Here is a 25,026-nt window from a genome sequence, read left to right on the forward strand (position 1 = left end):
TGACACCTGACCTTGTGGCGAGGGAGCTTGCTCCCGCTCGGTTGCGTAGCAACCGCAAAAAGCCAGGGACTGCTGCGCAGTCCAGCGGGAGCAAGCTCCCTCGCCACGGAGCCTGTGTTTAAGGCTCCCTGCTTATCGGTTGCCTGGCAACCGCACAACATAACAACCCAATTTGCCCTGCGGAGCGCTTTGCAATGAGCCAACCGAAACCGAATTTCTACAACCTGGCCTGGCGCTGGCATTTTTATGCCGGGCTGTTCGTGGCGCCGTTCATGGTGATGCTGGCCCTGACCGGGATCATTTACCTGTTCAAGCCGCAACTCGACCCATTGATGTACGGCAGCCTGCTGAACGTGCCGGCCGGGCATCACGCCCTGGCGGCGGACGACCTGCTCAAGCAGGTCCGCCAGGCTTACCCCGAAGGTCAGGTCAAGCAGTACCTGCCACCGGTCAACGCCGAGCGCAGCGCGCAGTTCGTGGTGATCGACCAGGGCCGGGAGTTGAATGTGTTCATCGACCCGTACCACGGTGATGTCCTCGGCGAGCAGGACGCGAAAGACAATTTGCAAGCCATGGCCCGAGCGATCCACGGCGAGTTATTGATCGGCACGGTGGGTGACCGATTGGTGGAAATGGCCGCCGGCTGGGGCGTGGTGCTGGTGGTCTCCGGTCTCTACCTGTGGTGGCCGCGCGGGCAATCATCGGCGGGTGTGCTGTGGCCGCGCTGGAGCGCGCGCGGTCGGGTGTTCTGGCGCGACGTGCACGTTGTCGTCGGTTTCTGGGGCGCGGCATTCCTGCTGGTGATGCTGCTCAGCGGCATGACCTGGACCGGCTTCTGGGGCAAGCAGTACGCGGATCTCTGGAACCGCTTCCCGGCGGCGATGTGGAATGACGTCCCCAAGTCCGACGTCGAGGCCGGCAGCCTCAACAACGCCCATCGCCAGACTGTGCCGTGGGCCATGGAAAACACGCCGATGCCGATGTCTGGCGACCATGCCGAGCACATGGCCCACGGCGGCATGCACGAGGGTCCCGCCGCCCCGGCCGTCAGCCTGCAAGCGGTGCAGGATATCGCCACCGAGCGCAAGGTCGAGCCTGGCTACAGCATCACGCTTCCAACGACCGCCTCGGGCGTGTTCACCATCGCCGTGTTCGCCGATGACCCGCGCAACGATGCGACCCTGCACGTGGATCAATACACCGGCAAGGTCCTGGCCGATGTGCGCTGGGAACACTACGGCATCGTGGCCCGCGCCACCGAGACCGGCGTAATGCTGCACGAAGGCAAGATGTTCGGCCCGCTGAACCAGATTCTCGTGCTGCTGGTTTGCCTGATGATCCTGCTCAGCGCGGTGAGTGGCCTGGTGATCTGGTGGAAGCGCCGGCCCCAGGGCAAGTTCGGCGTGCCGCCACTGCGCCACGACCTGCCGACCTGGAAGACCGGGGTGTTGATCATGTTGTCCCTGGCGCTGGTGTTCCCGTTGGTGGGCGCTTCGCTGGTGGTGGTGTGGGCGCTGGATCGGCTTGTTACCCGCTTGAATCGCCAGTCTGAAGTCGCTTCATCTTCAAGCTGAAGACAGTGCGTTAACGGAAAGCGGCGCGAAACCTCTACAATCGTGCCCGCTTTCCAAACCACGAACACAGTTAAAACTGTGGGAGCGGGCTTGCTCGCGAATGCGGTGTGTCAGACACATGAATGTTGACTGACACACCGCATTCGCGAGCAAGCCCGCTCCCACAATGAGACTGTGTTTCACACCAAATGCCGAGTAACCGCATGACCTCCCTAACCCTCTCCCACCTCGCCTGGACGCCCCTGGGCCATGGCCACTGTCATCACCAGTTCCAGCTGCGTGATGCCACGCTGCAGGTGGCGGCCGGGGAGTTTGTCGGGTTGATCGGGCCCAACGGCAGCGGCAAGACCAGCCTGTTGCGCTGCGCCTATCGCTTCAGCCGGCCAGAACATGGCGAGGTCAGGCTCGGACATCACAACCTCTGGAAACAGTCCTCGCGCTGGTGCGCCCAACGCATCGCCGTGGTGCTGCAAGAATTTCCCGATGCCTTCGGCCTGACGGTGGAGGAAGTGGTCGCCATGGGCCGCACGCCCCACAAAGGTCTATTCGACAGCGACAATCACGAAGACCGCCGGCTGGTGCTCCAGGCATTGGCATCGGCAGGGCTCGAAGGCTTTGGCGATCATGCTTTCGCCACGCTGTCGGGAGGGGAAAAACAGCGGGTGATCCTCGCCCGTGCCTTGGCCCAGCAGCCGCAGTTGCTGATCCTCGACGAGCCGACCAACCACCTCGACCCGCACTATCAATTGCAATTACTGCAACTGATCAAGGGCCTGGGCATCGGCACCCTCGCCAGCCTCCACGACCTGAACCTGGCCGCCGCTTTCTGCGACCGCCTGTACGTGATCGAACACGGGCGCATCGTCGCCAGCGGCACGCCCAAGGACGTCCTCACGGCAGAGCTGTTGCGCGAGGTGTTCGGCGTCGAAGCCCTGGTGGATGAACACCCGCTGTCCGGCTACCCACGAATCACCTGGATAACCCAACCATGACCTTGCGTTTCCTGTTGTTGCTGCCCCTCCTGCTGGGCAGCACGAATGCCCTGGCCGAAGCCACCCGCTACCCGTTGACGGTCCAGAGCTGCAACCGCCAGGTGGTGTTCAACGAGGCCCCTCGCCATGCGGTCAGCCATGACATCAACATGACGCAGATGATGCTCGCCCTGGGCCTCAAGCCGCGCATGGTCGGCTACAGCGGTATCAGCGGCTGGAAATCGGTGACACCCGAGATGGCGAATATCCTCGACGGCCTGCCGGAACTGGCCGCCAAATATCCCTCGGTGGAAACCCTGCTCGATGCCAACGTCGACTTTTTCTTCGCGGGCTGGGACTACGGCATGCGCGTGGGCGGCGACCTGACGCCGCAGACCTTGCAACCGCTGGGCATCAACGTCTACGAACTGACCGAATCCTGCGCCTTCGTGATGAAACGCCCGGCGGCCTCCCTGGAAGACACCTACAACGACCTGCGCAACCTCGGCAAGATATTCGATGTGCAGGATCGCGCCAATGCGCTGATCGCGACGATGCAGGCCCAGGTGGCCGAAACGCGCAAGCACCTGCCGACCCGACAACCGCGCGTGTTCCTGTATGACAGCGGCGAAGACCGTGCCATGACCTCCGGCCGTCTCGGCATACCTCAGGCGTTGATTGACGCCGCCGGCGGACGCAACATCCTCGAGGACGTGGAAACCAGTTGGACCCGGGTGAACTGGGAGAACGTGGTCGAGCGCAACCCGCAGGTGATCGTGATCGTCGACTACGGCGAAGTCAGCGCCGAGCAGAAGCAACAATTCCTGCTGGATAACCCGGCCCTGCAATCGGTGGATGCCCTCAAGCACCGGCGCTTCATCGTGATCCCTTACGTGCAGGCCACGCCGGGCATCGATAACGTGCTGGCGGTGCAAACCCTGGCACGGGGTTTCCACGACCAATGAATAATCGTCGCTACGGCGCCCTGCTGATGGTCCTCGGCGCGCTGTTGCTGGTGTCGTGCGTGGTGTCCCTGGGCTTTGGCCCGGCGCGGGTGCCGGTGGCCGTGGTCTGGGATCTGCTGCTGCACAAGGCCTTCGGAGTGGGCGAGGTCTATTGGACGCCCGGCCAGGAGCATATCGTCTGGCTGATCCGCGTCCCGCGCCTGCTGCTCGGAGCCCTGGTCGGTGCCGGGCTGGCGCTGATCGGCGCGGTGCTGCAAGCGGTGACGCGCAACCCGCTGGCCGATCCGCACCTGTTGGGTGTCACCTCCGGTGCGACCTTGGGGGCGGTCATCGTGGTGTTGCATGTCGGTGAAATAATCGGTTTGCTGACCCTGCCTCTGGCGGCCTTCATCGGCGCGCTGCTGAGCATGTTGCTGGTGTTGGCCATCGCTGCCCGCCAAGGCCGGCTGGAGAGTGATCGGCTGTTGCTGTGTGGCGTGGCGGTGTCCTTCGTGATGATGGCGGCGGCCAACCTGTTGTTGTTCCTCGGTGATCATCGTGCCAGCTCGGCGGTGATGTTCTGGATGCTCGGCGGCCTGGGCCTGGCCCGCTGGGAACTGCTGGCCGTGCCGGCCGCCAGTGTGCTGCTGGGGCTGGTGTTGCTGCTGGGCATGGCCCGGCCGTTGAACGCGCTGATGGCCGGCGAACAGACCGCCGTGACCCTGGGTTTGAACGCGGCGAAGGTGCGGTTGTGGATTTTCCTGATCGCGTCGCTGATGACCGGCGTGCTGGTGTCCATCAGCGGCTCGATCGGTTTTGTCGGGCTGATGGTGCCGCACATTGCCCGGCGCCTGGTGGGCGCCGAGCATCGGCGGCTACTGCCGGCTTGCGTGCTGCTCGGCAGCCTGTTCCTGGTGTGGGTGGACGTGGCGGCCCGCACGTTGATCGCGCCGGAGGACTTGCCGATTGGGGTCGCCACAGCCGCTATCGGCGGACTGTTCTTTATCGGTCTGATGCGCCGTCGCTGAAAAGATGCTTCTTTTTGTAGACGCCGAATAGCTCGGTCCCAAGGCCTCCATTGCGAAAATGCTCGAGCTCCGCTCGCACCAGTTCAATCACTAAGGCCCGGTCTTCAGCTTGTTCAAGATTGAAATTCCCGCTGTAGGCAAGATTCACCATTCGCCAGAGGAAGCAGTTGGTGCGGTAAACGTCTACCGGCTTCAGCCAACGCTCAAGGAGCGCGGTAATCTCCTCGCTTCGAATCCCCTCGAAACAACCAATCGAATGGTCCTTGTCCGGAATGACAGCATCGACAACCTGAGTGTCGGCATTGAGTCGGTAGCGCGCCGGCAAGGAAGAGAATACGGCGTCAGCGGCGATTATTGCGTCGGGCCACAAGCGATTGCCATTACGTCCCACGGCCTCCCCCACACTCCAGAACTCTCCATCATTTTTCAAACTACGGGAGATAAAGCGCATGACCTTTTCCAGTTCTACCAAATGATGCAATGCCGACACACAAATAATGACATCCCACTGTTCACCGGTAGGCACCAGGTTATTCGCATCCGCCACGATCAAATCGAGGTGGATCCCTGGCGGAAACTGCTTTGCGGCGATTTGAAGCAGATCTTCATTGATATCCAGCAACGACCATTCCACGCCTTCGGGAACAGCCGCTGACAAACCGGCCTCTATCCGCGCGGCGCCACTGCAGATCGACAAGACCTTTATCGCCCCGTGGTCCGTGACTTTCCGGCGTAGCCTCGCTTGAAAATCAGGCGGCATTTGCGGGACGTTCACCCTCAGCAGACGCGTCGCATAAGCGTAGGCGGCCTCTCCTTCAAACGGCTCCAAAATGACCATGTCAGCCGGCGCACCAGGCCCTTGCGCCTGAACCGGTCCATTTAATCGGCGGACGGCGCGAGCAACGCCCATTGCCGTTTCACTCTGTCGCTCCTGGACGTTTGCATAGAACTCATTTCGGTAGACGCTGCTGAAGTGTGCGATCTCGTTTTTCATGCGCATGGGTTGATGGGTTTTCGCCAGAAGCGCTTTTATTTCCCACTGTCTGGCTATGCACAGGTCAGCGATCGCCAGCCAATCTGCCGTTGGATCGTTCTTCGCCCCAGGCCCACACGCTACCAGGAGACGGCCACGCTTGCCCGCCAACCAAGCCAGATCCAAATCCACCGTCCTCCATTCCGACGCGGTATAGCCTCCGCCAACATGAAACGTTCCAAGTTGAAATTCGGCTTGAGCTTGATCATCGAAAAAAACAACTGAGCAGGTGAGGCCATCCGAACTGATGCTGGGTAGAGCCGCCGAAAAACGAACGTGCAAGGTTGTATCAGCAAACACCTGCAACTCGCTGCTTCGAAGGTGCTCTCCAGCGGTGAGAATCAGCGAATACCTGCCTTCTCTCAAATGCGTCACATGCATCCATTTCGGGTGCTCGGCCGGTTTAACGCCAGGCAATACGTCAAAAACCGCCGTCTCGTCGAGAAGAAAACTGCTCGTAGCGCCAGAATCATTCAAACGGATTTCCCCTGTTCAGAATGGCAGAAGAGTCAGCATAGTCGGGCGGTCGAAAATCTCACCTTGAATTGGCCCACATCCACGCCCCAATGCGGAGCGCCGTATTGCACCAGCGTCCGCGAGATGGTCGTTGATGGTGCATTGTCGTTTCCTCTCCCGCCGCCAACCCCGCATTTCAAAGCTCTTTGCCCGACCGGGCACATCCCTTGCAAAAGCGCCTTCAGCGTTTGCATCTGCCACCTAAAACTCATAAGTCCATGGAGATCGCACAATGAAGCGTCGTAGCTTGATCAAGGCTTTTACACTCTCGGCAAGTATTGCCGCGATGGGCATGGCCTGGACCGTCCAGGCCGCCGAGACCATCAAGGTCGGCATCTTGCATTCGCTGTCCGGCACCATGGCGATCTCCGAGACGTCCCTCAAGGACATGGCGTTGATGACCATCGACGAGATCAACGCCAAGGGTGGTGTGAACGGCAAGAAGCTCGAAGCGGTGGTCGTGGACCCGGCGTCGAACTGGCCGCTGTTCGCCGAAAAGGGCCGGCAGTTGCTGACCCAGGACAAGGTCGCCGTGGTGTTCGGCTGCTGGACCTCGGTGTCGCGCAAATCCGTGTTGCCGGTATTCGAAGAACTCAATGGCCTGCTGTTCTACCCGGTGCAATACGAAGGCGAAGAGATGTCGCCCAACGTGTTCTACACCGGCGCGGCGCCAAACCAGCAGGCAATTCCGGCGGTGGAATACCTGATGAGCGAAGAAGGCGGCAGCGCCAAGCGTTATTTCCTGCTGGGCACCGACTACGTCTACCCGCGCACCACCAACAAGATCCTGCGTTCGTTCCTGCACGCCAAAGGCGTGGCGGACAAGGACATCGAAGAGGTCTATACCCCGTTCGGCCACAGCGATTACCAGACCATCGTGGCCAACATCAAGAAATTCTCGGCCGGTGGCAAGACCGCGGTCATCTCCACCGTGAACGGCGACTCCAACGTGCCGTTCTACAAAGAACTGGCGAACCAGGGCCTGAAGGCCACCGACGTACCGGTCGTGGCGTTCTCGGTGGGCGAAGAAGAACTGCGCGGCATCGACACCAAACCACTGGTGGGCAACCTGGCGGCGTGGAACTACTTCGAATCCGTGGATAACCCGGCGAACAAGAAATTCGTCGATTCCTGGAAAGCCTACGCCAAGGCCAAGAACCTGCCGGGCGCCGACAAAGCGGTGACCAACGACCCGATGGAGGCCACCTACGTCGGCATCCACATGTGGGCGCAAGCGGTGGAAAAAGCCAAGTCCACCGACGTCGACAAAGTCCGCGAAGCCCTGGCCGGCCAGACCTTCGCCGCACCGTCGGGCTACACCCTGACCATGGACAAGACCAACCACCACCTGCACAAGCCGGTGATGATCGGCGAGATCCAGGCCGACGGTCAGTTCAACGTGGTCTGGCAGACCGAAGGGCCGATCCGCGCGCAACCGTGGAGCCCGTTCATCGCCGGCAACGACAAGAAGCCTGACTATGCGGTGAAGAGCAACTGAGCCCATGGGTGTCGGGCTTGAGCATGACGCTCAGGTCCGACACAACTCCCTTGTGGGAGCGGGCTTGCTCGCGAATGCGGAGTGTCAGTCAAAGTTGTTCTGCCTGACCCACCGCCTTCGCGAGCAAGCCCGCTCCCACAAAAGAAGTTTTGCGCAAGGCCAACAATATGCCCACCGCCCTCTACCGCCTCATCCTCGCCCTGGCACTGCTGTTGCCACTGACGACCCATGCCGGCGACGCCGAAGACTTCGTCGCCGCCAACCCGACCCAGCAGGCCAAGCTCCTGGAAGCCTGGGCCGCGCAGCCGGAGCCTGAGCGTGTCGAACTGATCAACGCCCTGCAACAAGGCCAGTTGACCGTCGACGGCCAACCCAAGACCCTGCGCCTGAACAACCGCTTGCGCGGGCTGATCGAAACCGCCCTGGCCAGTCATCAATTACTCGCTGTGGATGCCCGCGTACGCCTGGCCGCCGCGCAGCAACTGCAAAAAAGCGCCCGCCCGGCGCAACTGGCGTTTCTCGATCGGCAATTGGCCGGCGAGCAGGACGAAGACGTACACGCCGCCCTGAGCCTGGCCCTGGCGAACCTGCAACTGGTGGACACCAACCCCAACGTGCGCCTGGCCGCCGTCCGCCTGCTGGGGGAAACCGGCGACCCGCTGGCCCGCACCCGCCTGGAAGGACTGCTCGAACCCGGCGTCGAAACCGATGCCGCCGTGCGCACCGCCGCTGAGACCAGCCTCAGCCAGGTCAAGCGCAAGCTCCTGGTGGGCGAATTGCTGGGCCAGGCGTTCAGCGGCATGTCCCTGGGCTCGATTTTGCTGCTCGCCGCCCTCGGCCTGGCGATCACCTTCGGCCTGCTGGGGGTGATCAACATGGCCCACGGCGAGATGCTCATGCTCGGCGCCTACTCCACCTACGTGGTGCAGATGCTGTTCCAGCGCTTCGCCCCGAACGCCATCGAGTTCTATCCGCTGATCGCTTTGCCGGTGGCGTTTTTTATCACCGCCGCCATCGGCATGGCCCTGGAGCGCACGGTGATCCGCCACCTCTACGGACGGCCGTTGGAAACCCTGCTCGCCACCTGGGGCATCAGCCTGATGCTGATCCAATTGGTGCGCCTGGTGTTCGGCGCGCAGAACGTCGAAGTCGCCAACCCAGCGTGGCTGTCGGGCGGGATCCAGGTGTTGCCGAACCTGGTGTTGCCGTACAACCGCATCGTGATCATCGCCTTCGCGCTGTTCGTGGTGGCGCTGACCTGGCTGCTGCTGAACAAGACGCGCCTGGGCCTGAACGTCCGCGCGGTGACCCAGAACCGCAACATGGCCGCCTGCTGCGGCGTGCCCACCGGGCGCGTGGACATGCTCGCCTTCGGCCTCGGCTCGGGCATCGCCGGGCTCGGGGGCGTGGCCCTGAGCCAGATCGGCAACGTCGGGCCGGACCTGGGCCAGAGCTACATCATCGACTCGTTCCTGGTGGTGGTGCTCGGCGGCGTCGGCCAGTTGGCCGGCAGTGTGTTCGCCGCGTTCGGCCTGGGCATCGCCAACAAGATCCTTGAACCGCAGATCGGCGCCGTGCTCGGCAAGATCCTGATCCTCGCGCTGATCATTCTGTTCATCCAGAAGCGTCCGCAAGGCCTCTTCGCGCTCAAAGGACGGGTAATCGACTGATGAACCAGCCCCTGATGCTCACGGCCACGCAAAAGGCCGGCCCCAAAGTCACCCTCGCCGTCGGCGCGCTGATCCTCGCCGTGCTGCTGAGCCTGCCGCTGCTGTCGCTGCTGGCGGCGGACCATCCGCTGCACGTCTCGGCCTACACCCTGACCCTGGTGGGCAAGATTCTCTGCTATGCCATCGTCGCCTTGGCGCTGGACCTGGTCTGGGGCTACGCCGGCTTGCTCTCCCTGGGCCACGGTTTGTTCTTCGCCCTGGGCGGCTATGCCATGGGCATGTACCTGATGCGCCAGGCCGCCGGGGATGGCTTGCCGGCATTCATGACCTTCCTGTCGTGGTCCGAGTTGCCCTGGTACTGGGCCGGCACCGACAGTTTCCTCTGGGCGATGTGCCTGGTGGTGCTGGCGCCGGGTTTGCTCGCCTTGGTGTTTGGTTTCTTCGCCTTCCGCTCGCGGATCAAGGGCGTGTATTTCTCGATCATGACCCAGGCCCTGACCTTCGCCGGAATGTTGCTGTTCTTCCGCAACGAAACCGGGTTTGGCGGCAATAACGGCTTCACCAACTTCCGTTCGATCCTGGGTTTTGGCATCACCGAGCCAGGCACCCGGGCGGTGCTGTTTTTCGCCACGGTGTTGCTGCTGGTGACGAGCCTGTTCATCGGCTGGCGCCTGGCCCGCAGCAAGTTCGGCCGGGTGCTGACCGCCCTGCGCGACGCGGAAAACCGCCTGATGTTCTGCGGCTACGATCCCCGGGGGTTCAAGCTGTTCGTCTGGGTCTTGAGCGCGGTGTTGTGCGGTTTGGCCGGGGCGTTGTATGTGCCGCAGGTGGGCATCATCAACCCCAGCGAAATGTCGCCGACCAACTCCATCGAAGCCGCCGTGTGGGTCGCCCTCGGCGGGCGCGGCACGTTGATCGGGCCGTTGCTGGGCGCCGGTGTGGTCAATGGCATGAAGAGCTGGTTCACCGTGGCGTTTCCTGAGTATTGGCTGTTCTTCCTCGGCGCCCTGTTCATCGTCGTGACCCTGTACCTGCCCAAAGGTGTGATCGGGCTGCTGAAGAAAAGGGGCGAACAATGAGAATCACTCCAACGGCGGATTTCATGCTCGAACCGATTCTTGAACCCAACAAAGATCAAGGCAGCAGCCGCGACGCCATCGGCCTCGGCCAGGCGGCCGGCGTGGGCCTGAACACCCGCCACGGCACCATCCTGACCCTGGAAGACATCAGCGTCAGCTTCGATGGTTTCAAGGCCTTGAACGATTTGAACCTGTACATCGGCGTCGGTGAGTTGCGCTGCATCATCGGCCCCAACGGCGCGGGCAAAACCACGTTGATGGATGTCATCACCGGCAAGACCCGCCCCAGCCACGGCAAGGCCTGGTTCGGCGAGACCCTCGATCTGACGACCATGAGCGAAGTACAGATCGCCCAGGCCGGCATCGGTCGCAAGTTCCAGAAACCGACGGTGTTCGAAGCCCTGAGCGTGTTCGAGAACCTGGAGCTGGCGCTCAAGACCGACAAATCGGTGTGGGCCAGCTTGCGGGCAAGACTGACCGGCGAGCAGCACGACCGCATCAACGAAGTGCTCGAGACCATCCGTCTCACCACCTCGGTCAACCGCGCCGCCGGGCTGTTGTCCCACGGCCAGAAGCAGTTCCTGGAGATCGGCATGCTGTTGGTGCAGGACCCGCAATTGCTGCTGCTCGACGAACCGGTGGCGGGCATGACCGACGCGGAAACCGAGTTCACCGCCGAGCTGTTCAAGTCCCTGGCGGGCAAGCATTCGCTGATGGTGGTAGAGCACGACATGGGCTTCGTCGGCGCAATCGCCGACCACGTCACCGTGTTGCACCAGGGCAGCGTGCTGGCTGAAGGGTCGCTGGAACAGGTGCAGGACAATGAGCGGGTGATCGAGGTTTACCTCGGTCGCTAGATCGACAAACACGTTCCCCCTGTGGGAGCGGGCTTGCTCGCGAATGCGCAGTGTCAGTCAAAGTTGTTCTGCCTGACTCACCGCTTTCGCGAGCAAGCCCGCTCCCACAAGGGACTTAAGGGGAATTCAAGACATGCTGCAAGTCGACAAACTGCACCAGTACTACGGCGGTAGCCACATCCTGCGCGGCCTGTCGTTCGACGCCAAGGTCGGCGAGGTGACCTGCCTGCTGGGGCGCAACGGCGTGGGCAAGACCACCCTGCTCAAATGCCTGATGGGCCTGCTGCCGGCCAAGGAGGGCGCGGTGAATTGGGAAGGCAAGGCCATCACCACGTTCAAGCCGCACCAACGGGTGCACGCCGGCATTGCCTACGTGCCCCAGGGCCGGGAGATTTTTGGGCGGCTGACGGTGGAAGAAAACCTGCTGATGGGCCTGTCGCGCTTTCCGGGTTCAGAAGCCAAGGAAGTGCCGGCCTTTATCTACGAACTGTTTCCGGTGCTGCTGCAGATGAAACAACGCCGGGGCGGTGACCTGTCCGGCGGCCAGCAACAGCAGCTCGCCATCGGCCGGGCCCTGGCCAGTCGGCCGCGCCTGCTGATCCTCGACGAGCCCACCGAAGGCATCCAGCCGTCGGTGATCAAGGAGATCGGCGCGGTGATCAAGAAACTGGCGGCCCGGGGCGACATGGCGATTTTGCTGGTGGAGCAGTTCTACGACTTCGCCGCCGAGCTGGCCGATCATTACCTGGTGATGTCCCGGGGCGAGATCGTGCAGCAGGGGCGCGGAGAAAATATGGAAGCCGAGGGTGTGCGCGGGCTGGTTACGATCTAGTCTTAGCGTCCCGACGATCATCAGAAAATCATGAATCTACCTGTATCGCCTCAAGCCCTGTTCACCCCCAGCTGGCATGCCGAGCTGGACTTGGGTTACGCCCGATTCGGCGACTGCACACGCCCGGTACAGCGCCGCCACAAAGGCCCGTTGCGGGTGCAGAAGCACTTGTACGCCGAAGGGCCCGAGGTGTGCCAGCACATCATCGTCCACCCGCCCGGCGGGATTGCCGGCGGTGATCGCCTGGACATCTCCGCCCAGGTCGGCACGGGCGCCTGGGCACAACTGACCAGCCCCGGCGCGGCCAAGTGGTACCGCGCCGCCGGCCCGGCGTACCAGCAACTGACCCTGAGCGTGGCCTCCGGCGCGACCCTGGAATGGCTGCCCCAGGAAACCATCGTCTTCAGTGCGGCCCAGGCCGAGCTCAGCACGGGCATCGACCTGCACGGCGATGCCCGGTTGTTCTACTGGGACATGGTTGCCCTCGGCCGACCGGCCAGCGGCGAGCGGTTCGACCTGGGGCACTTTCAATCGCGGCTGGATATTCGCCGCGACGGTGAGTTGTTGTGGCATGAGCGCCAACGCATCGTTGGTGCTGATGGGCTGCTCGACTCGCCCATCGGGCTGGGCGGCGATCCGGTGTTCGCCACGTTGCTGGTGACCGGCGAGATCGACAGTGAACTGCTTGAACGCTGCCGATCCCTGGGCCATGCCGTGCGCGGCGACCTGACCCAACTGCCCGGTTTGCTCGTGGCCCGTTGCCTGGCGAGCGAGGCGCTGCTGGCGCGGGGGTGGTTGATTGAGTTGTGGCGTTTGCTCAGGCCTGCATTGCTCGGAAGAGAAGCCATGCCACCGAGAATCTGGAGTACCTGAATTTGCTTTTACCTGTGGGAGCAATGGTATGAAGCATGAGTTTCTGTGGGAGCAAAGCTTGCTCGCGATGGCCACGCCTCGGTCGACCAGAAAGACCGCGTTATCGTTCATCGCGAGCAAGCTTTGCTCCCACAGGCCTGTTCCCACTGGTAGCTGTGTTTAACGCAAAAATTTTATCTGCCCTTATGGATTGCACATGGACCTGACCCCACGCGAAAAAGACAAGATGCTGATCTTCACCGCCGGCCTCGTCGCCGAACGGCGGTTGGCCCGGGGCTTGAAGCTCAACTACCCGGAGGCCATGGCCTACATCTCCGCCGCGCTGCTCGAAGGCGCCCGCGACGGCCAGACCGTCGCCGAGCTGATGCACTACGGCACCACGCTGCTGAGCCGCGAGCAGGTGATGGAAGGCATCCCGGAAATGATTCCGGAAATCCAGGTGGAGGCGACGTTTCCCGACGGCACCAAACTGGTCACCGTCCATCAACCCATCGCCTGAGGCCACGCCATGACTGCCCACGTTCGTGACGCCCATGCCGCCGACCTGCCGGCGATCCGCGACATCTACAACGACGCCGTGCTCAACACCACAGCGATCTGGAACGAACAAGCCGTGGACCTGGGCAATCGCCAGGCCTGGTTCAGCGCCCGGCAAACCCAGGGCTACCCGGTGCTGGTGGCCGTCGACGCCGAGGACAACGTGCTCGGCTACGCTTCCTTCGGCGACTGGCGGCCGTTCGACGGCTTCCGCCACACCGTGGAGCATTCGGTGTACGTGCGCAGCGATCAACGCGGCAAGGGCCTTGGCCCGCTGCTGATGGACACGCTGATCGAACGCGCCAGGGCCTGCGACAAACACGTCATGGTCGCCGCCATCGAAAGTGGCAACGCAGCGTCGATTCGACTGCATGAGCGGGCCGGTTTCGTGATCACCGGGCAGATGCCCGAGGTGGGGACCAAGTTCGGCCGCTGGCTGGACCTGACCTTCATGCAGTTGAACCTCAACCCCGGGGCGCTACCGCCTGCCGTCAACAAGGAGTGAAACGCCAATGAACGCCGCCCAGTTGCGTCGAGTCCACGCCGAGAGCTTTGCGCATTATCGCCAGGGCCTGATCGATCTGTTGCTCGACGCCGTCGGCTACGGCGCCAGCGTAGGGTTCATGGCCGATCTCGATGCCGTCCAGGCCCGCGCCTATTTCGACGAGGTCCAGGCCAGCCTCAACCAGGGCCACCTGCTGCTGTGGGTGGTGGTCAAGGATGAACAAGTGCAGGCCAGCGTCCAGCTTGCCCTGTGCCAGAAGCCCAACGGCCTCAACCGTGCCGAAGTGCAGAAGCTGCTGGTGCGCGGCGAGGCGCGCCGCCGGGGCCTGGGCCAGCAATTGATGAGCGCCCTGGAACTCGGCGCCCGCCAGCACAAGCGTGGCCTGCTGTACCTCGACACCGAAGCCGGTTCCGAGGCCGAGGCGTTCTACCGCGCCATGGGCTACACCCGCGTTGGTGAACTGCCCGACTACTGCCAGAGCCCGGACGGCACCTACAGCCCGACCGCCATTTACTACAAGACTTTGGGGCAACCGCAATGATTCCAGGGCAATACCAGGTCCAGCCTGGCGACATCGAACTCAACGTCGGCCGCCGTACCCTCACGCTGAACGTCGCCAACAGCGGCGACCGGCCCATCCAGGTCGGCTCGCACTATCACTTTTTCGAAACCAACGACGCCCTGACCTTCGACCGCGCCGCCAGCCGTGGCATGCGCCTGAACATCCCGGCCGGCACTGCCGTGCGCTTCGAACCGGGCCAGAGCCGCGAGGTGGAGTTGGTGGACCTGGCCGGGCACCGCCGGGTGTTCGGGTTTGCCGGGCGGGTCATGGGCGAATTGGACTGAAGCGCCTCTGTGGCGAGGGAGCTTGCTCCCGCTGGGCTGCGCAGCAGCCCCAAAAACCCAGGGCCGCTGCGCGCTGGAGCGCCAGCCCGGCCCAGCGGGAGCAAGCTCCCTCGCCACAATGGACTGCATACGACTTAAGAACCTCAAGGCGAGCACATGAAGATTTCGAGACAAGCCTACGCCGACATGTTCGGCCCCACCGTCGGCGACAAGGTCCGCCTGGCCGACACCGAGTTGTGGATCGAAGTGGAGAAGGACTTCACCACCTACGGCGAAGAAGTGAAGTTCGGCGGCGGCAAGGTGATTCGCGACGGCATGGGCCAGAGCCAATTGTTGGCCGCCGAGGTCGTCGACACGCTGATCACCAACGCGCTGATCATCGACCACTGGGGCATCGTCAAGGCCGATGTCGGCCTCAAGGACGGGCGCATCGCCGCCATCGGCAAGGCCGGCAACCCGGACATCCAGCCCGACGTGACCATCGCCATCGGCGCCAGCACCGAAGTGATTGCTGGTGAAGGCATGATCCTCACCGCCGGCGGCATCGACACCCACATCCACTTCATCTGCCCACAGCAGATCGAAGAAGCGCTGATGAGCGGCGTCACCACCATGATCGGCGGCGGCACGGGTCCGGCCACCGGGACCAACGCCACCACCTGCACGTCCGGGCCGTGGCACTTGGCGCGCATGCTCCAGGCCGCCGATGCCTTCCCGATGAACATCGGCTTCACCGGCAAGGGCAACGCCAGCCTGCCGGAGCCGCTGATCGAGCAAGTCAAGGCCGGCGCCATCGGCCTGAAGCTGCACGAAGACTGGGGCACCACCCCGGCGGCCATCGACAACTGCCTGAGCGTGGCCGACCAGTACGACGTGCAGGTGGCGATCCACACCGACACCCTCAACGAGTCCGGTTTCGTCGAAACCACCCTGGCCGCGTTCAAGGGTCGCACCATCCACACCTACCACACCGAAGGCGCTGGGGGCGGACATGCGCCGGACATCATCAAGGCCTGCGGTTTCCCCAACGTGCTGCCCAGCTCCACCAACCCGACCCGGCCGTTCACCCGCAACACCATCGACGAACACCTGGACATGTTGATGGTCTGCCATCACCTGGACCCGAGCATTGCCGAGGACGTGGCGTTCGCCGAAAGCCGCATTCGTCGCGAGACCATCGCCGCCGAAGACATCCTCCACGACCTCGGCGCCTTCTCGATGATCAGCTCCGACAGCCAGGCCATGGGCCGCGTCGGCGAAGTCATCACGCGCACCTGGCAGACCGCCGACAAGATGAAAAAGCAACGCGGCGCCCTGCCCGGCGACGGCGAAGGCAACGACAATTTCCGCATCAAGCGCTACATCGCCAAGTACACCATCAACCCGGCGATCACCCACGGCATCAGCCATGAAGTGGGTTCCATCGAGGTGGGGAAATGGGCCGATCTGGTGCTGTGGCGCCCGGCATTCTTCGGCGTCAAGCCAACGCTGATCCTCAAGGGTGGGGCGATTGCCGCCAGCCTGATGGGCGATGCCAACGCCTCGATCCCGACACCGCAACCGGTGCACTACCGACCGATGTTCGCCAGCTTTGGCGGCTCGCGACATGCCACCAGCCTGACCTTCATCAGCCAGGCCGCCGCCGAGGCCGGGTTGCCGGAACAGCTTGGGCTGAAGAAAAGAATCGCCGTGGTCAAAGGCTGCCGCGATGTGCAGAAAACCGACCTGATCCACAACGACTACCTGCCGAGCATCGACGTCGACCCGCAGACCTATCAGGTCAAGGCCGACGGCGTGTTGCTGTGGTGCGAACCGGCCGAGGTGCTGCCGATGGCGCAGCGTTATTTCCTGTTCTGAACAACACCATTTTGTGGCGGGGGCGCTTCTGTGGCGAGGGGATTCAGCCCAACGGGGCGGTGCGACGTTTCGCTGAATCCCCTCGCCACAAATGAGTCCCCCACCACAGTTTTCATTCCGGCCTGAAGTGCCGGGTCAGATTCGCTTACAGATCGGTACCTGCCGTCAGCGTATCCAGCTCATCTTGAGTCAACGACTGGATCAGTTCCGCCTCCTTGATCTTGCGTTGCAAATCCAAGGCCTCGGACTGGCTGACATAAGCCGAATCTTCCAGCGTTCCGGCGGCCTTCGCCTCATCCAGTTCAATCTGGCGAGTGATGAAAGGCTCGCTCAACACCTGGAAGGACGACGCGTATGCCTGCTTCACGTAATCGACCCAGAAATCCCGGCCTGCCAACGACTGGAACTCGCTAGGTGAGTCATCCAGGGCGAGAATATCGGCCGCCGCCGTGTCGAGCATGGCCTCGGTAACATTGGCCATCTGGATAAATCGTCCGCTTTTTGGCTGCCCCGGCAACGCCAGGCGATCCTTGAGGCCCACTCGGTAAGCCAGGCGAACCTCAACCTCTTCTATCAGCCTCAACTGCTCGACCCGCTGAACGGCCGTGAGATTGCGGTTGGCATTCACCGCATCGCGACGTCCCTGAATGTCACGCAGGGCAATGCGTTCCACTTCATCGAGGCGAAACAGTCCCCTGGCCAGCCGGATCAAGGTTGCAGGCTCATCTGCCCCGGCAGTCTTGGCGTTGTGGATCATCAGTTTGATTTCAAGATAGCTGAACGATAACGATGCACGATCCTCGCACGCCGGCTCGCCGGCCAGTTCGAACAGCTGACGTCGCAGATCCGTGGATTCGCTGGCCGCTTCGAGCATTTGCCAGACACGGCCCTGGAGGTCCGAATAATTTTCCTCGCCTTGATAAGACTCGGCCAATCGGTTCAACAGCTCAAAGAACTCCAGGGATCGAGGTTCGCTCTCCAAGCTACGCCATATTGCCTGCCTGCTGCGCCGTTGATCGCCAGGCAAGTTTCGCAACCATGGCTCAACGTTGTCTGGCCTCGCCACCACGCGCGGTTCAAGCTCGAACGCGCCCGGTCGGCGCAAGATGACCCATTCGGGATGAGACTCACGGAGGTCCAACCAATAATTACGCAAGCGAGCCGCGGTGTCCTCCCCAATCGGATTACCTTGGATAAAAGTCATTCCATTGAGGCGTGCCGCGGCGTGAACCTCATCGGCCGGCGGGTCGATCAATGAGTCCGGCACGTCGAGCAACCGGTTGTCACGCAAATCAAGCAGCTCCATCGGCTGATTACGCAGCCCGGTGGGCCAGGTGTCGATGCCGGTTCCCCTCAACATCAATCCACGCAAGTCGGGCATTCTGCTGAAATCCGGCAACCGTGCCAGAGGGTTCCGGTCCAGTTGCAATATTTTGAGCCGAGTGAGGTTGCCAAGAATCTCTGTTTCGCCAGGCATCAGGCTGATCCGGTTCGATTGCAAGTACAGCCTGGTGAGACTATCCATCGTTTCCAGAGAGGGCGGGAGCTCACTTATCCGGTTGTGGGACATGTCCAACCAGCGAAGGGAGGAGAACCCAAAGAGAAAATCCTCGCTCACTTGCGACAACCTCATGCCTCGCAACTTCAACGAAGCCACGTGGCCGAAGTCAGCCGTCAGTTGCGGCAAGACGCCTACCTGGAGTCCGGAAAGATCGAGTTCGTAACCTAACCTGCTGCCATCCTGCGCGGACACGCTCGGCGCCTGACGTCTCCAGCAGCGCTTGATCCGTCGAGCCGCCTCGGCCTTGAGCTCTGCAGGTATCGGCAGAGGCCGGTCATGACCGACCTCGATCAATGTGCCAGAGGTTACCCATCGATCCAGATCCCGCTTCAGCATGTCCAGTTGCACTTTACGGCGCTGAAGCTCTGCAACGGCGCCATCACCCAATGAATCCAGCAAGGCTCGCACTTGCGCCGGCCTATAGTCCGGGTACAACTCGAGCACTCGCGACTCGGGCGATCGCACCAGTCCCAATCGCTCCCGCAGGCCGCTCATGGGATAACCCAACCTGTCCGACGCCAGGCGCATCGGCGATTGAAAAAACGGTTTGACCGGACGCTGCTTCAGCGTTTTTGCCAACACATCCCGCCCCAATGGCGCAGCGCCGATAGCCTCTTTCAAAAGCCCATCCTGATGAATGGAAGGCCTGCCCATGGCCTGGCGCTCGGCATCCGGAAGGGCGCGCTGCAAAGCCACGTAGAGGTTATCCCAATTGCTTAGGTCATTGCCGGCGTTGTCGTAAGCCTTATACAAGTTGTCGCGCTTGACCAGGGTCTTGAGCTGCGTCGACTCTTGCGGCCCGATACTGTCGATCAACGCGCCTGTAGTGCTGTTGTCGCGCAACTCGATACGCACCGTGTCGCTCCAGCCGGACAAGGTTTTCAAGGTGGCCAGGGCCAGTCGAGGCGTGTCCGGCGTGGCCAGCGTGTCCTGGTACAACCCCTCGTAGGCCCGGTTCAAACGCACCTTCTGCTGGAAATGACGCAGCTCTTCGGCGATGCGCGGTGGGATGGGTTTGGTCTGGAACGCGTCGGCGAAACTCCAGCGGGCCATCTGCTGGACTTCCACATCGCTGGCATGGTTCATCATCTGGTCGATGGCCGCTGCGGGGACCGAGGGGAACCGGGACTTGATCAGCGTGACACGCGGGTCGCTCGACACATCGCCCTTGGCGTAGTAGTCATTGAACAGCTGTGCTTTCTCACGCACCGCCACCTCGGCAAGGTTTCTTCTGAATTGCCGGACCCGGGCTGGCATATTCGTTTTCGCAATCGCCGGAGTCGTGCCGGCCAATAGATCATCACCCGCGGCATCCACCGCTTCGATCAGATTCCGGGGAAAAGACGATGTGTAGATCTTCGCGTCGGTGATAAGGACATCACGCAGCGGAGCTGCTCCGTCCGGGTCTGCGGCATGCTCCCAGAGGAGCTTGCCCGAAGGATCCACCACCTTGAGCTTCAAGCCCTTAGGCCACGGGCCGTAACTTGTCAGCAGATGTAGTTGGATCATTGGACTGGCCTGCTCATGCAGCAGCGGGTCCTCGCTGTTTATCTGCGTGACGAAATTATCCACCTGGCGGGAGATGTCGAAGCGTTTGATCGTGTCCGCCAGCGCCACAGGCAACGGTTCACCTTCGACATGCAGCCGCCGCAATACAGCTTCGGTCGTACCGCTGGCGACGCGGATCTGCTCCAGTTGCGTATCGCTGAAGCCCTTGACGCCATGGCCGAGCCGGCGCATGAGGGGCGTCCCCTCCCAGCTCTGGGGTTGTTCCAGCTCGTGGCTCCAGGCACCGCTGCCGTTGTGTGTCAGTGCGGGCTGATACGCATCGGGGCGGGAGGGATGGCGAATGCGATAACGATCGGTCGCGCGCTCCCGTTGCACCTCATAGTTCGTACCGTCCAATGGCAGGATTCGCCGGCCATTGACCCGATGCAGCCCAAGGCCATCCGGGGTCGAGGACACAGGCGGCTGCAGCTCGCTCTCGTAGCTCGCCAGGTCGGGGCGCCAGAGGCGCGATTCGCCATTGGCCAGCGTAACAGGCTCCAATTGATTCACAGTTTCCGACGGCACGATCCGGGGCAACACTTTGGCGCCTGCGGCGGCAAAGGCGACGTTGAGCGCCAGGCTCGAAAAGTGTGCCCACATTTCCTGGACCTCATCCTGCTCGAAACTTTCAATGCCTTCGAATGCCTCGTCAAGCATCTCCACCGCCCACACGGTCATCATCACCGGCCCAAGGCCTGGCACCACGAATGCGGCCATGTTGAGCACGTCCAGCAACGTGTTTTTCCAGCTGTCCAGACGCGCCATGCGGGCTTTCTTATCTTCCTCACCGGTAGGCACCGCCGTTGCGCGCGCGTCCGCCAGGATCTTCGCTATCTGCCTGTGGCGTAACGTTTCCCATAACGGGTCACGCAGTAGCGACGCCTCCATGGGGAGGCTGCGCAAATCGACCTTGGGCACAAAATCAGCGTGTAGATTGGCCTGTGGAGAAGGGCGATAAAAATGGTTGAACCGTTCGAAAAAGCCCCCTTGCTCGCGCACGGGCACGAAACGGCTAAAAAAACGACGGTACTCAACGCCGTGCAGACGGCGTCGCAGCTCCACCATGAACTCGGCGCTGGACGTGTACTCCTTGACGGGATGTTCCGGATCGTCCGGCAGGTAGGCCACCACCCGTTCGACCCGGTTGCTGCGCTCGCGCTCCGGGCCAATCAGCAAGGGGCCGACCAATTCGACGTCGAGGACTTTGAGCGACGCAACAGTCACTGCTCGGCCATCCAGCTTGACTCCGCTTTGACCGCTGATCACCTGCTGGAGCATTCGATAAGTGTCCTGGCGGATATCCGACTTCGACCAAGCGATTTCAGTGCTGATAGCCAGTAACTGTCTGTGATGCTCGCGCAGTTGCTGATCCAACTGGCTCCGGGCCGGACCATCGTTGGGTTGCAGGATTGCCTTGATATGCGCCTGATATTGTTGCCCTAAGTCCAGCTTGCGGCATAGCTTGATGAACGCTTCGGGGGCAATCGGCAAGGCTCCCGCACGGACGGACTGCAGGGTATGACTCAACGTGCCGTCGACGGACATCGGCGTCGTGGTGATGAAGTGGCAGTCATCACAGTCCAGCTTGTGCTCTTCTTCGGGTTCGAAATTGGCCAGCGCCGCGTCCAGTAGCGAGCTGCCCCGGTACTGGTAGGTATCGAACGCTTCCCCCGTCAGACGGTGGAGCAGGTCGCTGCCCAGATCGGTACGCGTCTTGAGGGCGAACTTGCGGGCGAAGTAAACCTTACGCACGTCAAGGGTGCGCTTGAAAGTCTGCTCGATAGCCACGCGAAGCAAGGGTTCGGCAAAATCCCGGATATCCCGGACACTGCCCAACGCTGCGTCGACCTGGTTCATGACCTTGCAGTACTGCTCATGGCTACGCTTGAGGCCGGCCCTGGCCTGGTGGGTGGCTTTCAAATACCAGTCTGGTATTTGCAACGAATGGTTGCCCAGCGCCACTTGCCGCTGAAGGCTGGCTGCGATGTAACAGGGGGAAACGCGGTTCTTGAGCAAATCGTAATGCTCACCGCGCGTTTCGGAAGACGAAGTCTTTTCGGGGCTGATAACAATGGTTTCAGGCATACCGGATCATCCTTGATGTGGAAAACCCGAAGCCTAGCCAGTGCCCTGGCGACGAATGTGGTAACTATTTACCGCATGTGCGACAGGACATGACATGCAAGACACATGTCGTCAGTCCACCCAACGCCCCAGTTGCTGTCGCAGCCTGCGGTTCTCGCTACGCAGTTGTTGCACTTCTTCCAGCAAGTCCAGCGCCAGGGCGACGCCGTCCCATTCCAACTCCAACTCGCGCCGCAGCTTCGCCGCGCGTCGCGCCAGGACCAGTTCGTAATCGGTAAAACGCCAATCCGTCGGGGCCGCGCCGTGGGGCTCGAGGATTCCATGCTCGACGATTTCGATCACATGGACATCGGCCAATGCGGCGGCTTCGCAGAATTCCAGCAGGTTCAGTTCAATGATCGGGGTGTTCATGGTCTGCTTCTCCCAATGCTTTAACTGTCGAGTCTAGCCAGGATTGTGGCAAGGCTGGCTGTGGCTGTGGCTGTGGCTGTGGCTGTGGCTGTGGCTGTGGCTGTGGCTGTGGCTGTGGCTGTGGCTGTGGCGAGGGAGCTTGCTCCCGCTCGGCTGCGCAGCAGTCGTAAAACCTGCCTACCGGTTTTTCCTGGCGCACCGTGTCGAATGGTTCTGGGGCTGCTTCGCAGCCCAGCGGGAGCAAGCTCCCTCGCCACGGGGTTGTGTTGCCAGGCCTGTGATTACCGGTCAGAAATTCTCCCGCGGGTCGAACGCGGCTTTCTTCGCCAATTCAGCCCACAGCGCCTTGACCGCTTCGTCGCCGGCCTTGGGCATCACGGCCTTGAGTTGCACGAACAGGTAGCCGCGCTCGCCGGCCTTGTTGCGCAGGCCGTGGCCCTTGGCGCGCATGCGCTGGCCGTTCTGGCTGCCGGCCGGCACCTTGAGGTTGATCTTGCCGGTGAGGGTCGGCACCGCGACCTCGGTGCCCAGCGCCAATTCCCATGGCGCCAGGGGCAAGGTGATGATCAAGTCCTGGCCTTCGACGTCGAACTTGGGGTGCGGCGCGAAACGAATGGTCAGGTACAAGTCACCATTGGCGCCACCACCGATTCCCGGCGCGCCCTGGCCCTTGAGGCGGATACGCTCGCCATCGGTCACGCCCAGCGGGATCTTCACGTTCAGGCTCTTGCTGGTGTTGCTCACGTGCTGGCCCGCCGCGTTGTATTGCGGCACCTGGAAGGTGACCTTCTTCGACTCGTTCGACAGGGTTTCTTCCAGGAAAATCGGTAATTCCATTTCCACGTCTTGCCCTCGACGGCCGGCGCTGCGACCTGACTGTCCGCCGCCGAAACCCGGCCCGCGATTACCGAAAATCGAACTGAAGAAGTCCGAGAAATCCCCCGTGTCCTGGCCACCGAAACCGCCCCGGCTCTGCCAACCCGGCGGGCCCTGGAACGGCTGGCCATGCTGGCCATAGCGGCGCAGGTCGTCGTACTCGGCGCGCTTGTCGGCGCTTTTCAGCGCTTCATAGGCTTCGGAGACGTCCTTGAACTTGGTCTCGGCGTCTTTTTCCTTGCTCACATCCGGGTGGTACTTGCGCGCCAGCTTGCGGTAGGCAGCCTTGATCGTGCTGTCATCCGCCGTCGGCTCAACACCCAGGATCTTGTAATAGTCTTTGAAGTCCATCTAAGCATCACCATCCGTTATCGATGTCGCACCGCCACGCACAGCTTGCCCGGATGACCGGACAGCGGGTTGACCGACCTCAAGATTGGGACCGGGCGGCACGTCAGAAGTTTATCGGCAGCCGGTGGCGGTTCTTGTGCCCACCCTGTGGCTACCAGGCTCATGCCAGCAAGTTTGGGGGTGCAACGCTGTCTTTCAAGGCCAACGATTGCGAATTAGCAGATAACCGGCCTTCGAATCCGCGCCGCACTGACATACACTGCGCGGCCGTTTTTTCAACTGGAACCCGAAAGACATGAAAAACGCATCCCCGGCCCGTGCCTGCGGCATCGACTTTGGCACGTCCAACTCCACCGTCGGCTGGCTGCGCCCCGGCATGGAAACGTTGATCGCGCTGGAGGACGACAAGATCACCCTGCCCTCGGTGGTCTTTTTCAATCTCGAGGAACGCCGCCCGGTGTACGGCCGCCTGGCCCTGCACGAGTACCTGGAAGGCTACGAAGGCCGGCTGATGCGCTCGCTCAAGAGCCTGCTGGGTTCCAAGCTGATCAAGCACGACACCAGCGTGTTGGGCACGGCCATGCCGTTCAAGGATCTGCTGGGGCTGTTCATCGGCCAGTTGAAGCAACGCGCCGAAGCCGCCGCCGGTCGGGAATTCGAAGAAGTGGTGCTGGGGCGCCCGGTGTTTTTCGTCGACGACGATGAACTGGCCGACCAGGAAGCGGAAAACACCCTGGTGGACGTTGCCCGTGCCATCGGCTTCAAGGAAGTCTCCTTCCAGTACGAGCCTATCGCAGCGGCCTTCGATTATGAATCGACCATCGAGAAAGAAGAGCTGGTGCTGATCGTCGACATCGGCGGCGGGACCTCGGACTTCTCCCTGGTGCGCCTGTCGCCCGAGCGGCGTATGCATGACAACCGTCACGCTGACATCCTCGCCACCGGTGGCGTGCACATCGGCGGGACCGATTTCGACAAGCAACTCTCCCTGGCCGGCCTGATGCCGCTGTTCGGCTACGGCAGCCGCATGAAAAGCGGTGCCTACATGCCCACCAGCCACCACATGAACCTGGCGACCTGGCATACCATCAACGCGGTGTACTCGCAAAAGTCCACCCTGGCCCTGGGCAGCATGCGCTACGACATCGAAGACACCGGCGGCATCGACCGGCTGTTCAAGCTGATCGAACAGCGCGCCGGGCACTGGCTGGCGATGGAAGTGGAAGAAACCAAGATCCAGCTGACCCACGCCGACCAGCGCCATTTGCTCCTGGACCGGATCGAGCCGGGCCTGAGCGTGGACCTGAGCCGGGCGATGTTCGAGTCGGCCATCGACGGCCTGCTGGAGCGGGTGCGCGGCAGCGTCACGCAGTTGCTCAACGACGCCAACGTGCGGGTCGATAAGGTCGACACGGTGTTCTTCACCGGCGGTTCCAGCGGCATCCCGGCGCTGCGCAACAGCGTCTCGGCGATGCTGCCCCAGGCGCGGCATGTGGAAGGCAATATCTTCGGCAGCATTGGCAGCGGGTTGGCGATCGAGGCGATGAAGCGGTATGGGAGCCAGGTCTGATCCG

At 62.1% G+C, this 25,026-nt stretch carries 20 protein-coding genes; 16 read left to right on the forward strand and 4 right to left on the reverse strand.

The genetic code is table 11. From position 1 onward, the window contains the following. Nucleotides 1-194 precede the first annotated feature (194 nt). The 4 genes from J3P88_RS27050 (at nucleotide 195) to J3P88_RS27065 (ending at nucleotide 4,517) form a co-directional block, all read left to right on the forward strand. Nucleotides 195-1,574: a PepSY-associated TM helix domain-containing protein gene (locus tag J3P88_RS27050; RefSeq protein ID WP_434572662.1), complete on the forward strand. Its 1,380-nt coding sequence runs from the start codon at nucleotides 195-197 to the stop codon at nucleotides 1,572-1,574. A gap of 203 nt (nucleotides 1,575-1,777) precedes the next feature. After that, nucleotides 1,778-2,566 carry an ABC transporter ATP-binding protein gene (locus tag J3P88_RS27055; RefSeq protein WP_434572664.1) on the forward strand — a complete coding sequence of 263 codons (789 nt, stop codon included), beginning with the start codon at nucleotides 1,778-1,780 and terminating at the stop codon, nucleotides 2,564-2,566. Beyond that, nucleotides 2,563-3,510: an ABC transporter substrate-binding protein gene (locus J3P88_RS27060; RefSeq protein ID WP_434572666.1), complete on the forward strand. Its 948-nt coding sequence runs from the start codon at nucleotides 2,563-2,565 to the stop codon at nucleotides 3,508-3,510. Before J3P88_RS27055 ends, J3P88_RS27060 begins: the two co-directional genes overlap by 4 nt. Next, a complete protein-coding gene (locus tag J3P88_RS27065) occupies nucleotides 3,507-4,517 on the forward strand; it encodes a FecCD family ABC transporter permease (protein ID WP_434572668.1) in 1,011 nt (336 codons plus the stop codon). Before J3P88_RS27060 ends, J3P88_RS27065 begins: the two co-directional genes overlap by 4 nt. Here the strand turns inward: J3P88_RS27065 and J3P88_RS27070 are convergent. Continuing rightward, nucleotides 4,492-6,027, reverse strand: a complete 1,536-nt coding sequence (locus tag J3P88_RS27070) for a class I SAM-dependent methyltransferase (protein ID WP_434572670.1) — start codon at nucleotides 6,025-6,027, stop codon at nucleotides 4,492-4,494. The two genes, J3P88_RS27065 and J3P88_RS27070, sit on opposite strands and share 26 nt — an antisense overlap. Nucleotides 6,028-6,298: 271 nt before the next feature. Here J3P88_RS27070 and urtA point away from each other — a divergent pair, with 271 nt between their 5' ends. The 11 genes from urtA to ureC all read left to right on the forward strand — a co-directional run bounded on the left by urtA (nucleotide 6,299) and on the right by ureC (nucleotide 16,620). Then, a complete protein-coding gene (gene urtA / locus J3P88_RS27075; RefSeq protein ID WP_186730036.1) occupies nucleotides 6,299-7,564 on the forward strand; it encodes an urea ABC transporter substrate-binding protein in 1,266 nt (421 codons plus the stop codon). A gap of 167 nt (nucleotides 7,565-7,731) precedes the next feature. After that, entirely contained in the window at nucleotides 7,732-9,234 is a 1,503-nt protein-coding gene (urtB, locus tag J3P88_RS27080; RefSeq protein WP_434572672.1) for an urea ABC transporter permease subunit UrtB, read from the forward strand. After that, nucleotides 9,234-10,313: an urea ABC transporter permease subunit UrtC gene (urtC, locus tag J3P88_RS27085; RefSeq protein WP_434572674.1), complete on the forward strand. Its 1,080-nt coding sequence runs from the start codon at nucleotides 9,234-9,236 to the stop codon at nucleotides 10,311-10,313. Before urtB ends, urtC begins: the two co-directional genes overlap by 1 nt. Next, the gene (gene urtD, locus J3P88_RS27090) at nucleotides 10,310-11,170 is read left to right on the forward strand and encodes an urea ABC transporter ATP-binding protein UrtD (RefSeq protein WP_250964081.1); all 861 of its coding nucleotides are present in this window, start codon (nucleotides 10,310-10,312) and stop codon (nucleotides 11,168-11,170) included. Before urtC ends, urtD begins: the two co-directional genes overlap by 4 nt. A 133-nt stretch (nucleotides 11,171-11,303) precedes the next feature. After that, nucleotides 11,304-12,002, forward strand: coding sequence for an urea ABC transporter ATP-binding subunit UrtE (gene urtE, locus J3P88_RS27095; protein WP_434572676.1), 699 nt, complete (start codon nucleotides 11,304-11,306; stop codon nucleotides 12,000-12,002). A 30-nt stretch (nucleotides 12,003-12,032) separates the two neighbouring features. Then, nucleotides 12,033-12,875, forward strand: coding sequence for an urease accessory protein UreD (locus J3P88_RS27100; RefSeq protein WP_434572678.1), 843 nt, complete (start codon nucleotides 12,033-12,035; stop codon nucleotides 12,873-12,875). Nucleotides 12,876-13,071: 196 nt separating this feature from the next. Then, nucleotides 13,072-13,374: an urease subunit gamma gene (gene ureA / locus J3P88_RS27105; RefSeq protein WP_003186301.1), complete on the forward strand. Its 303-nt coding sequence runs from the start codon at nucleotides 13,072-13,074 to the stop codon at nucleotides 13,372-13,374. Between the two features lie 9 nt (nucleotides 13,375-13,383). Continuing rightward, entirely contained in the window at nucleotides 13,384-13,917 is a 534-nt protein-coding gene (locus tag J3P88_RS27110) for a GNAT family N-acetyltransferase (RefSeq protein ID WP_434572680.1), read from the forward strand. Nucleotides 13,918-13,924: 7 nt separating this feature from the next. After that, entirely contained in the window at nucleotides 13,925-14,458 is a 534-nt protein-coding gene (locus tag J3P88_RS27115; protein WP_053118001.1) for a GNAT family N-acetyltransferase, read from the forward strand. Continuing rightward, the gene (locus J3P88_RS27120; protein ID WP_046064368.1) at nucleotides 14,455-14,763 is read left to right on the forward strand and encodes an urease subunit beta; all 309 of its coding nucleotides are present in this window, start codon (nucleotides 14,455-14,457) and stop codon (nucleotides 14,761-14,763) included. The genes J3P88_RS27115 and J3P88_RS27120 overlap by 4 nt, the downstream gene beginning before the upstream one ends. A 156-nt stretch (nucleotides 14,764-14,919) precedes the next feature. Then, nucleotides 14,920-16,620: an urease subunit alpha gene (gene ureC / locus J3P88_RS27125; protein ID WP_063325175.1), complete on the forward strand. Its 1,701-nt coding sequence runs from the start codon at nucleotides 14,920-14,922 to the stop codon at nucleotides 16,618-16,620. 145 nt (nucleotides 16,621-16,765) lie between these two features. Here the strand turns inward: ureC and J3P88_RS27130 are convergent, their stop codons facing one another. The 3 genes from J3P88_RS27130 to J3P88_RS27140 form a co-directional block, all read right to left on the reverse strand. Next, nucleotides 16,766-21,814 (reverse strand): NEL-type E3 ubiquitin ligase domain-containing protein, encoded by a 5,049-nt coding sequence (locus J3P88_RS27130; protein WP_434572683.1) that lies wholly within the window; start codon nucleotides 21,812-21,814, stop codon nucleotides 16,766-16,768. A 111-nt stretch (nucleotides 21,815-21,925) separates the two neighbouring features. After that, nucleotides 21,926-22,225 (reverse strand): chaperone modulator CbpM, encoded by a 300-nt coding sequence (locus tag J3P88_RS27135; RefSeq protein ID WP_434572685.1) that lies wholly within the window; start codon nucleotides 22,223-22,225, stop codon nucleotides 21,926-21,928. Between the two features lie 288 nt (nucleotides 22,226-22,513). Further along, entirely contained in the window at nucleotides 22,514-23,452 is a 939-nt protein-coding gene (locus tag J3P88_RS27140; protein ID WP_434572687.1) for a DnaJ C-terminal domain-containing protein, read from the reverse strand. 295 nt (nucleotides 23,453-23,747) lie between these two features. Here J3P88_RS27140 and J3P88_RS27145 point away from each other — a divergent pair, with 295 nt between their 5' ends. Continuing rightward, a complete protein-coding gene (locus tag J3P88_RS27145; protein WP_434572689.1) occupies nucleotides 23,748-25,022 on the forward strand; it encodes an Hsp70 family protein in 1,275 nt (424 codons plus the stop codon). Nucleotides 25,023-25,026 lie beyond the last annotated feature (4 nt).

The organism is Pseudomonas sp. Z3-6 (genome assembly GCF_051131985.1).
GTDB classification, from domain to species: Bacteria; Pseudomonadota; Gammaproteobacteria; order Pseudomonadales; family Pseudomonadaceae; genus Aquipseudomonas; species Aquipseudomonas zanjanensis.

Coding starts and splice junctions, on each gene's coding strand:
- J3P88_RS27050 (WP_434572662.1), top strand. CDS start 195: ATGAGCCAACCGAAACCGAATTTCTACAACCTGGCCTGGCGCTGGCAT.
- J3P88_RS27055 (WP_434572664.1), top strand. CDS start 1,778: ATGACCTCCCTAACCCTCTCCCACCTCGCCTGGACGCCCCTGGGCCAT.
- J3P88_RS27060 (WP_434572666.1), top strand. CDS start 2,563: ATGACCTTGCGTTTCCTGTTGTTGCTGCCCCTCCTGCTGGGCAGCACG.
- J3P88_RS27065 (WP_434572668.1), top strand. CDS start 3,507: ATGAATAATCGTCGCTACGGCGCCCTGCTGATGGTCCTCGGCGCGCTG.
- urtA (WP_186730036.1), top strand. CDS start 6,299: ATGAAGCGTCGTAGCTTGATCAAGGCTTTTACACTCTCGGCAAGTATT.
- urtB (WP_434572672.1), top strand. CDS start 7,732: ATGCCCACCGCCCTCTACCGCCTCATCCTCGCCCTGGCACTGCTGTTG.
- urtC (WP_434572674.1), top strand. CDS start 9,234: ATGAACCAGCCCCTGATGCTCACGGCCACGCAAAAGGCCGGCCCCAAA.
- urtD (WP_250964081.1), top strand. CDS start 10,310: ATGAGAATCACTCCAACGGCGGATTTCATGCTCGAACCGATTCTTGAA.
- urtE (WP_434572676.1), top strand. CDS start 11,304: ATGCTGCAAGTCGACAAACTGCACCAGTACTACGGCGGTAGCCACATC.
- J3P88_RS27100 (WP_434572678.1), top strand. CDS start 12,033: ATGAATCTACCTGTATCGCCTCAAGCCCTGTTCACCCCCAGCTGGCAT.
- ureA (WP_003186301.1), top strand. CDS start 13,072: ATGGACCTGACCCCACGCGAAAAAGACAAGATGCTGATCTTCACCGCC.
- J3P88_RS27110 (WP_434572680.1), top strand. CDS start 13,384: ATGACTGCCCACGTTCGTGACGCCCATGCCGCCGACCTGCCGGCGATC.
- J3P88_RS27115 (WP_053118001.1), top strand. CDS start 13,925: ATGAACGCCGCCCAGTTGCGTCGAGTCCACGCCGAGAGCTTTGCGCAT.
- J3P88_RS27120 (WP_046064368.1), top strand. CDS start 14,455: ATGATTCCAGGGCAATACCAGGTCCAGCCTGGCGACATCGAACTCAAC.
- ureC (WP_063325175.1), top strand. CDS start 14,920: ATGAAGATTTCGAGACAAGCCTACGCCGACATGTTCGGCCCCACCGTC.
- J3P88_RS27130 (WP_434572683.1), bottom strand. CDS start 21,814: ATGCCTGAAACCATTGTTATCAGCCCCGAAAAGACTTCGTCTTCCGAA.
- J3P88_RS27135 (WP_434572685.1), bottom strand. CDS start 22,225: ATGAACACCCCGATCATTGAACTGAACCTGCTGGAATTCTGCGAAGCC.
- J3P88_RS27140 (WP_434572687.1), bottom strand. CDS start 23,452: ATGGACTTCAAAGACTATTACAAGATCCTGGGTGTTGAGCCGACGGCG.
- J3P88_RS27145 (WP_434572689.1), top strand. CDS start 23,748: ATGAAAAACGCATCCCCGGCCCGTGCCTGCGGCATCGACTTTGGCACG.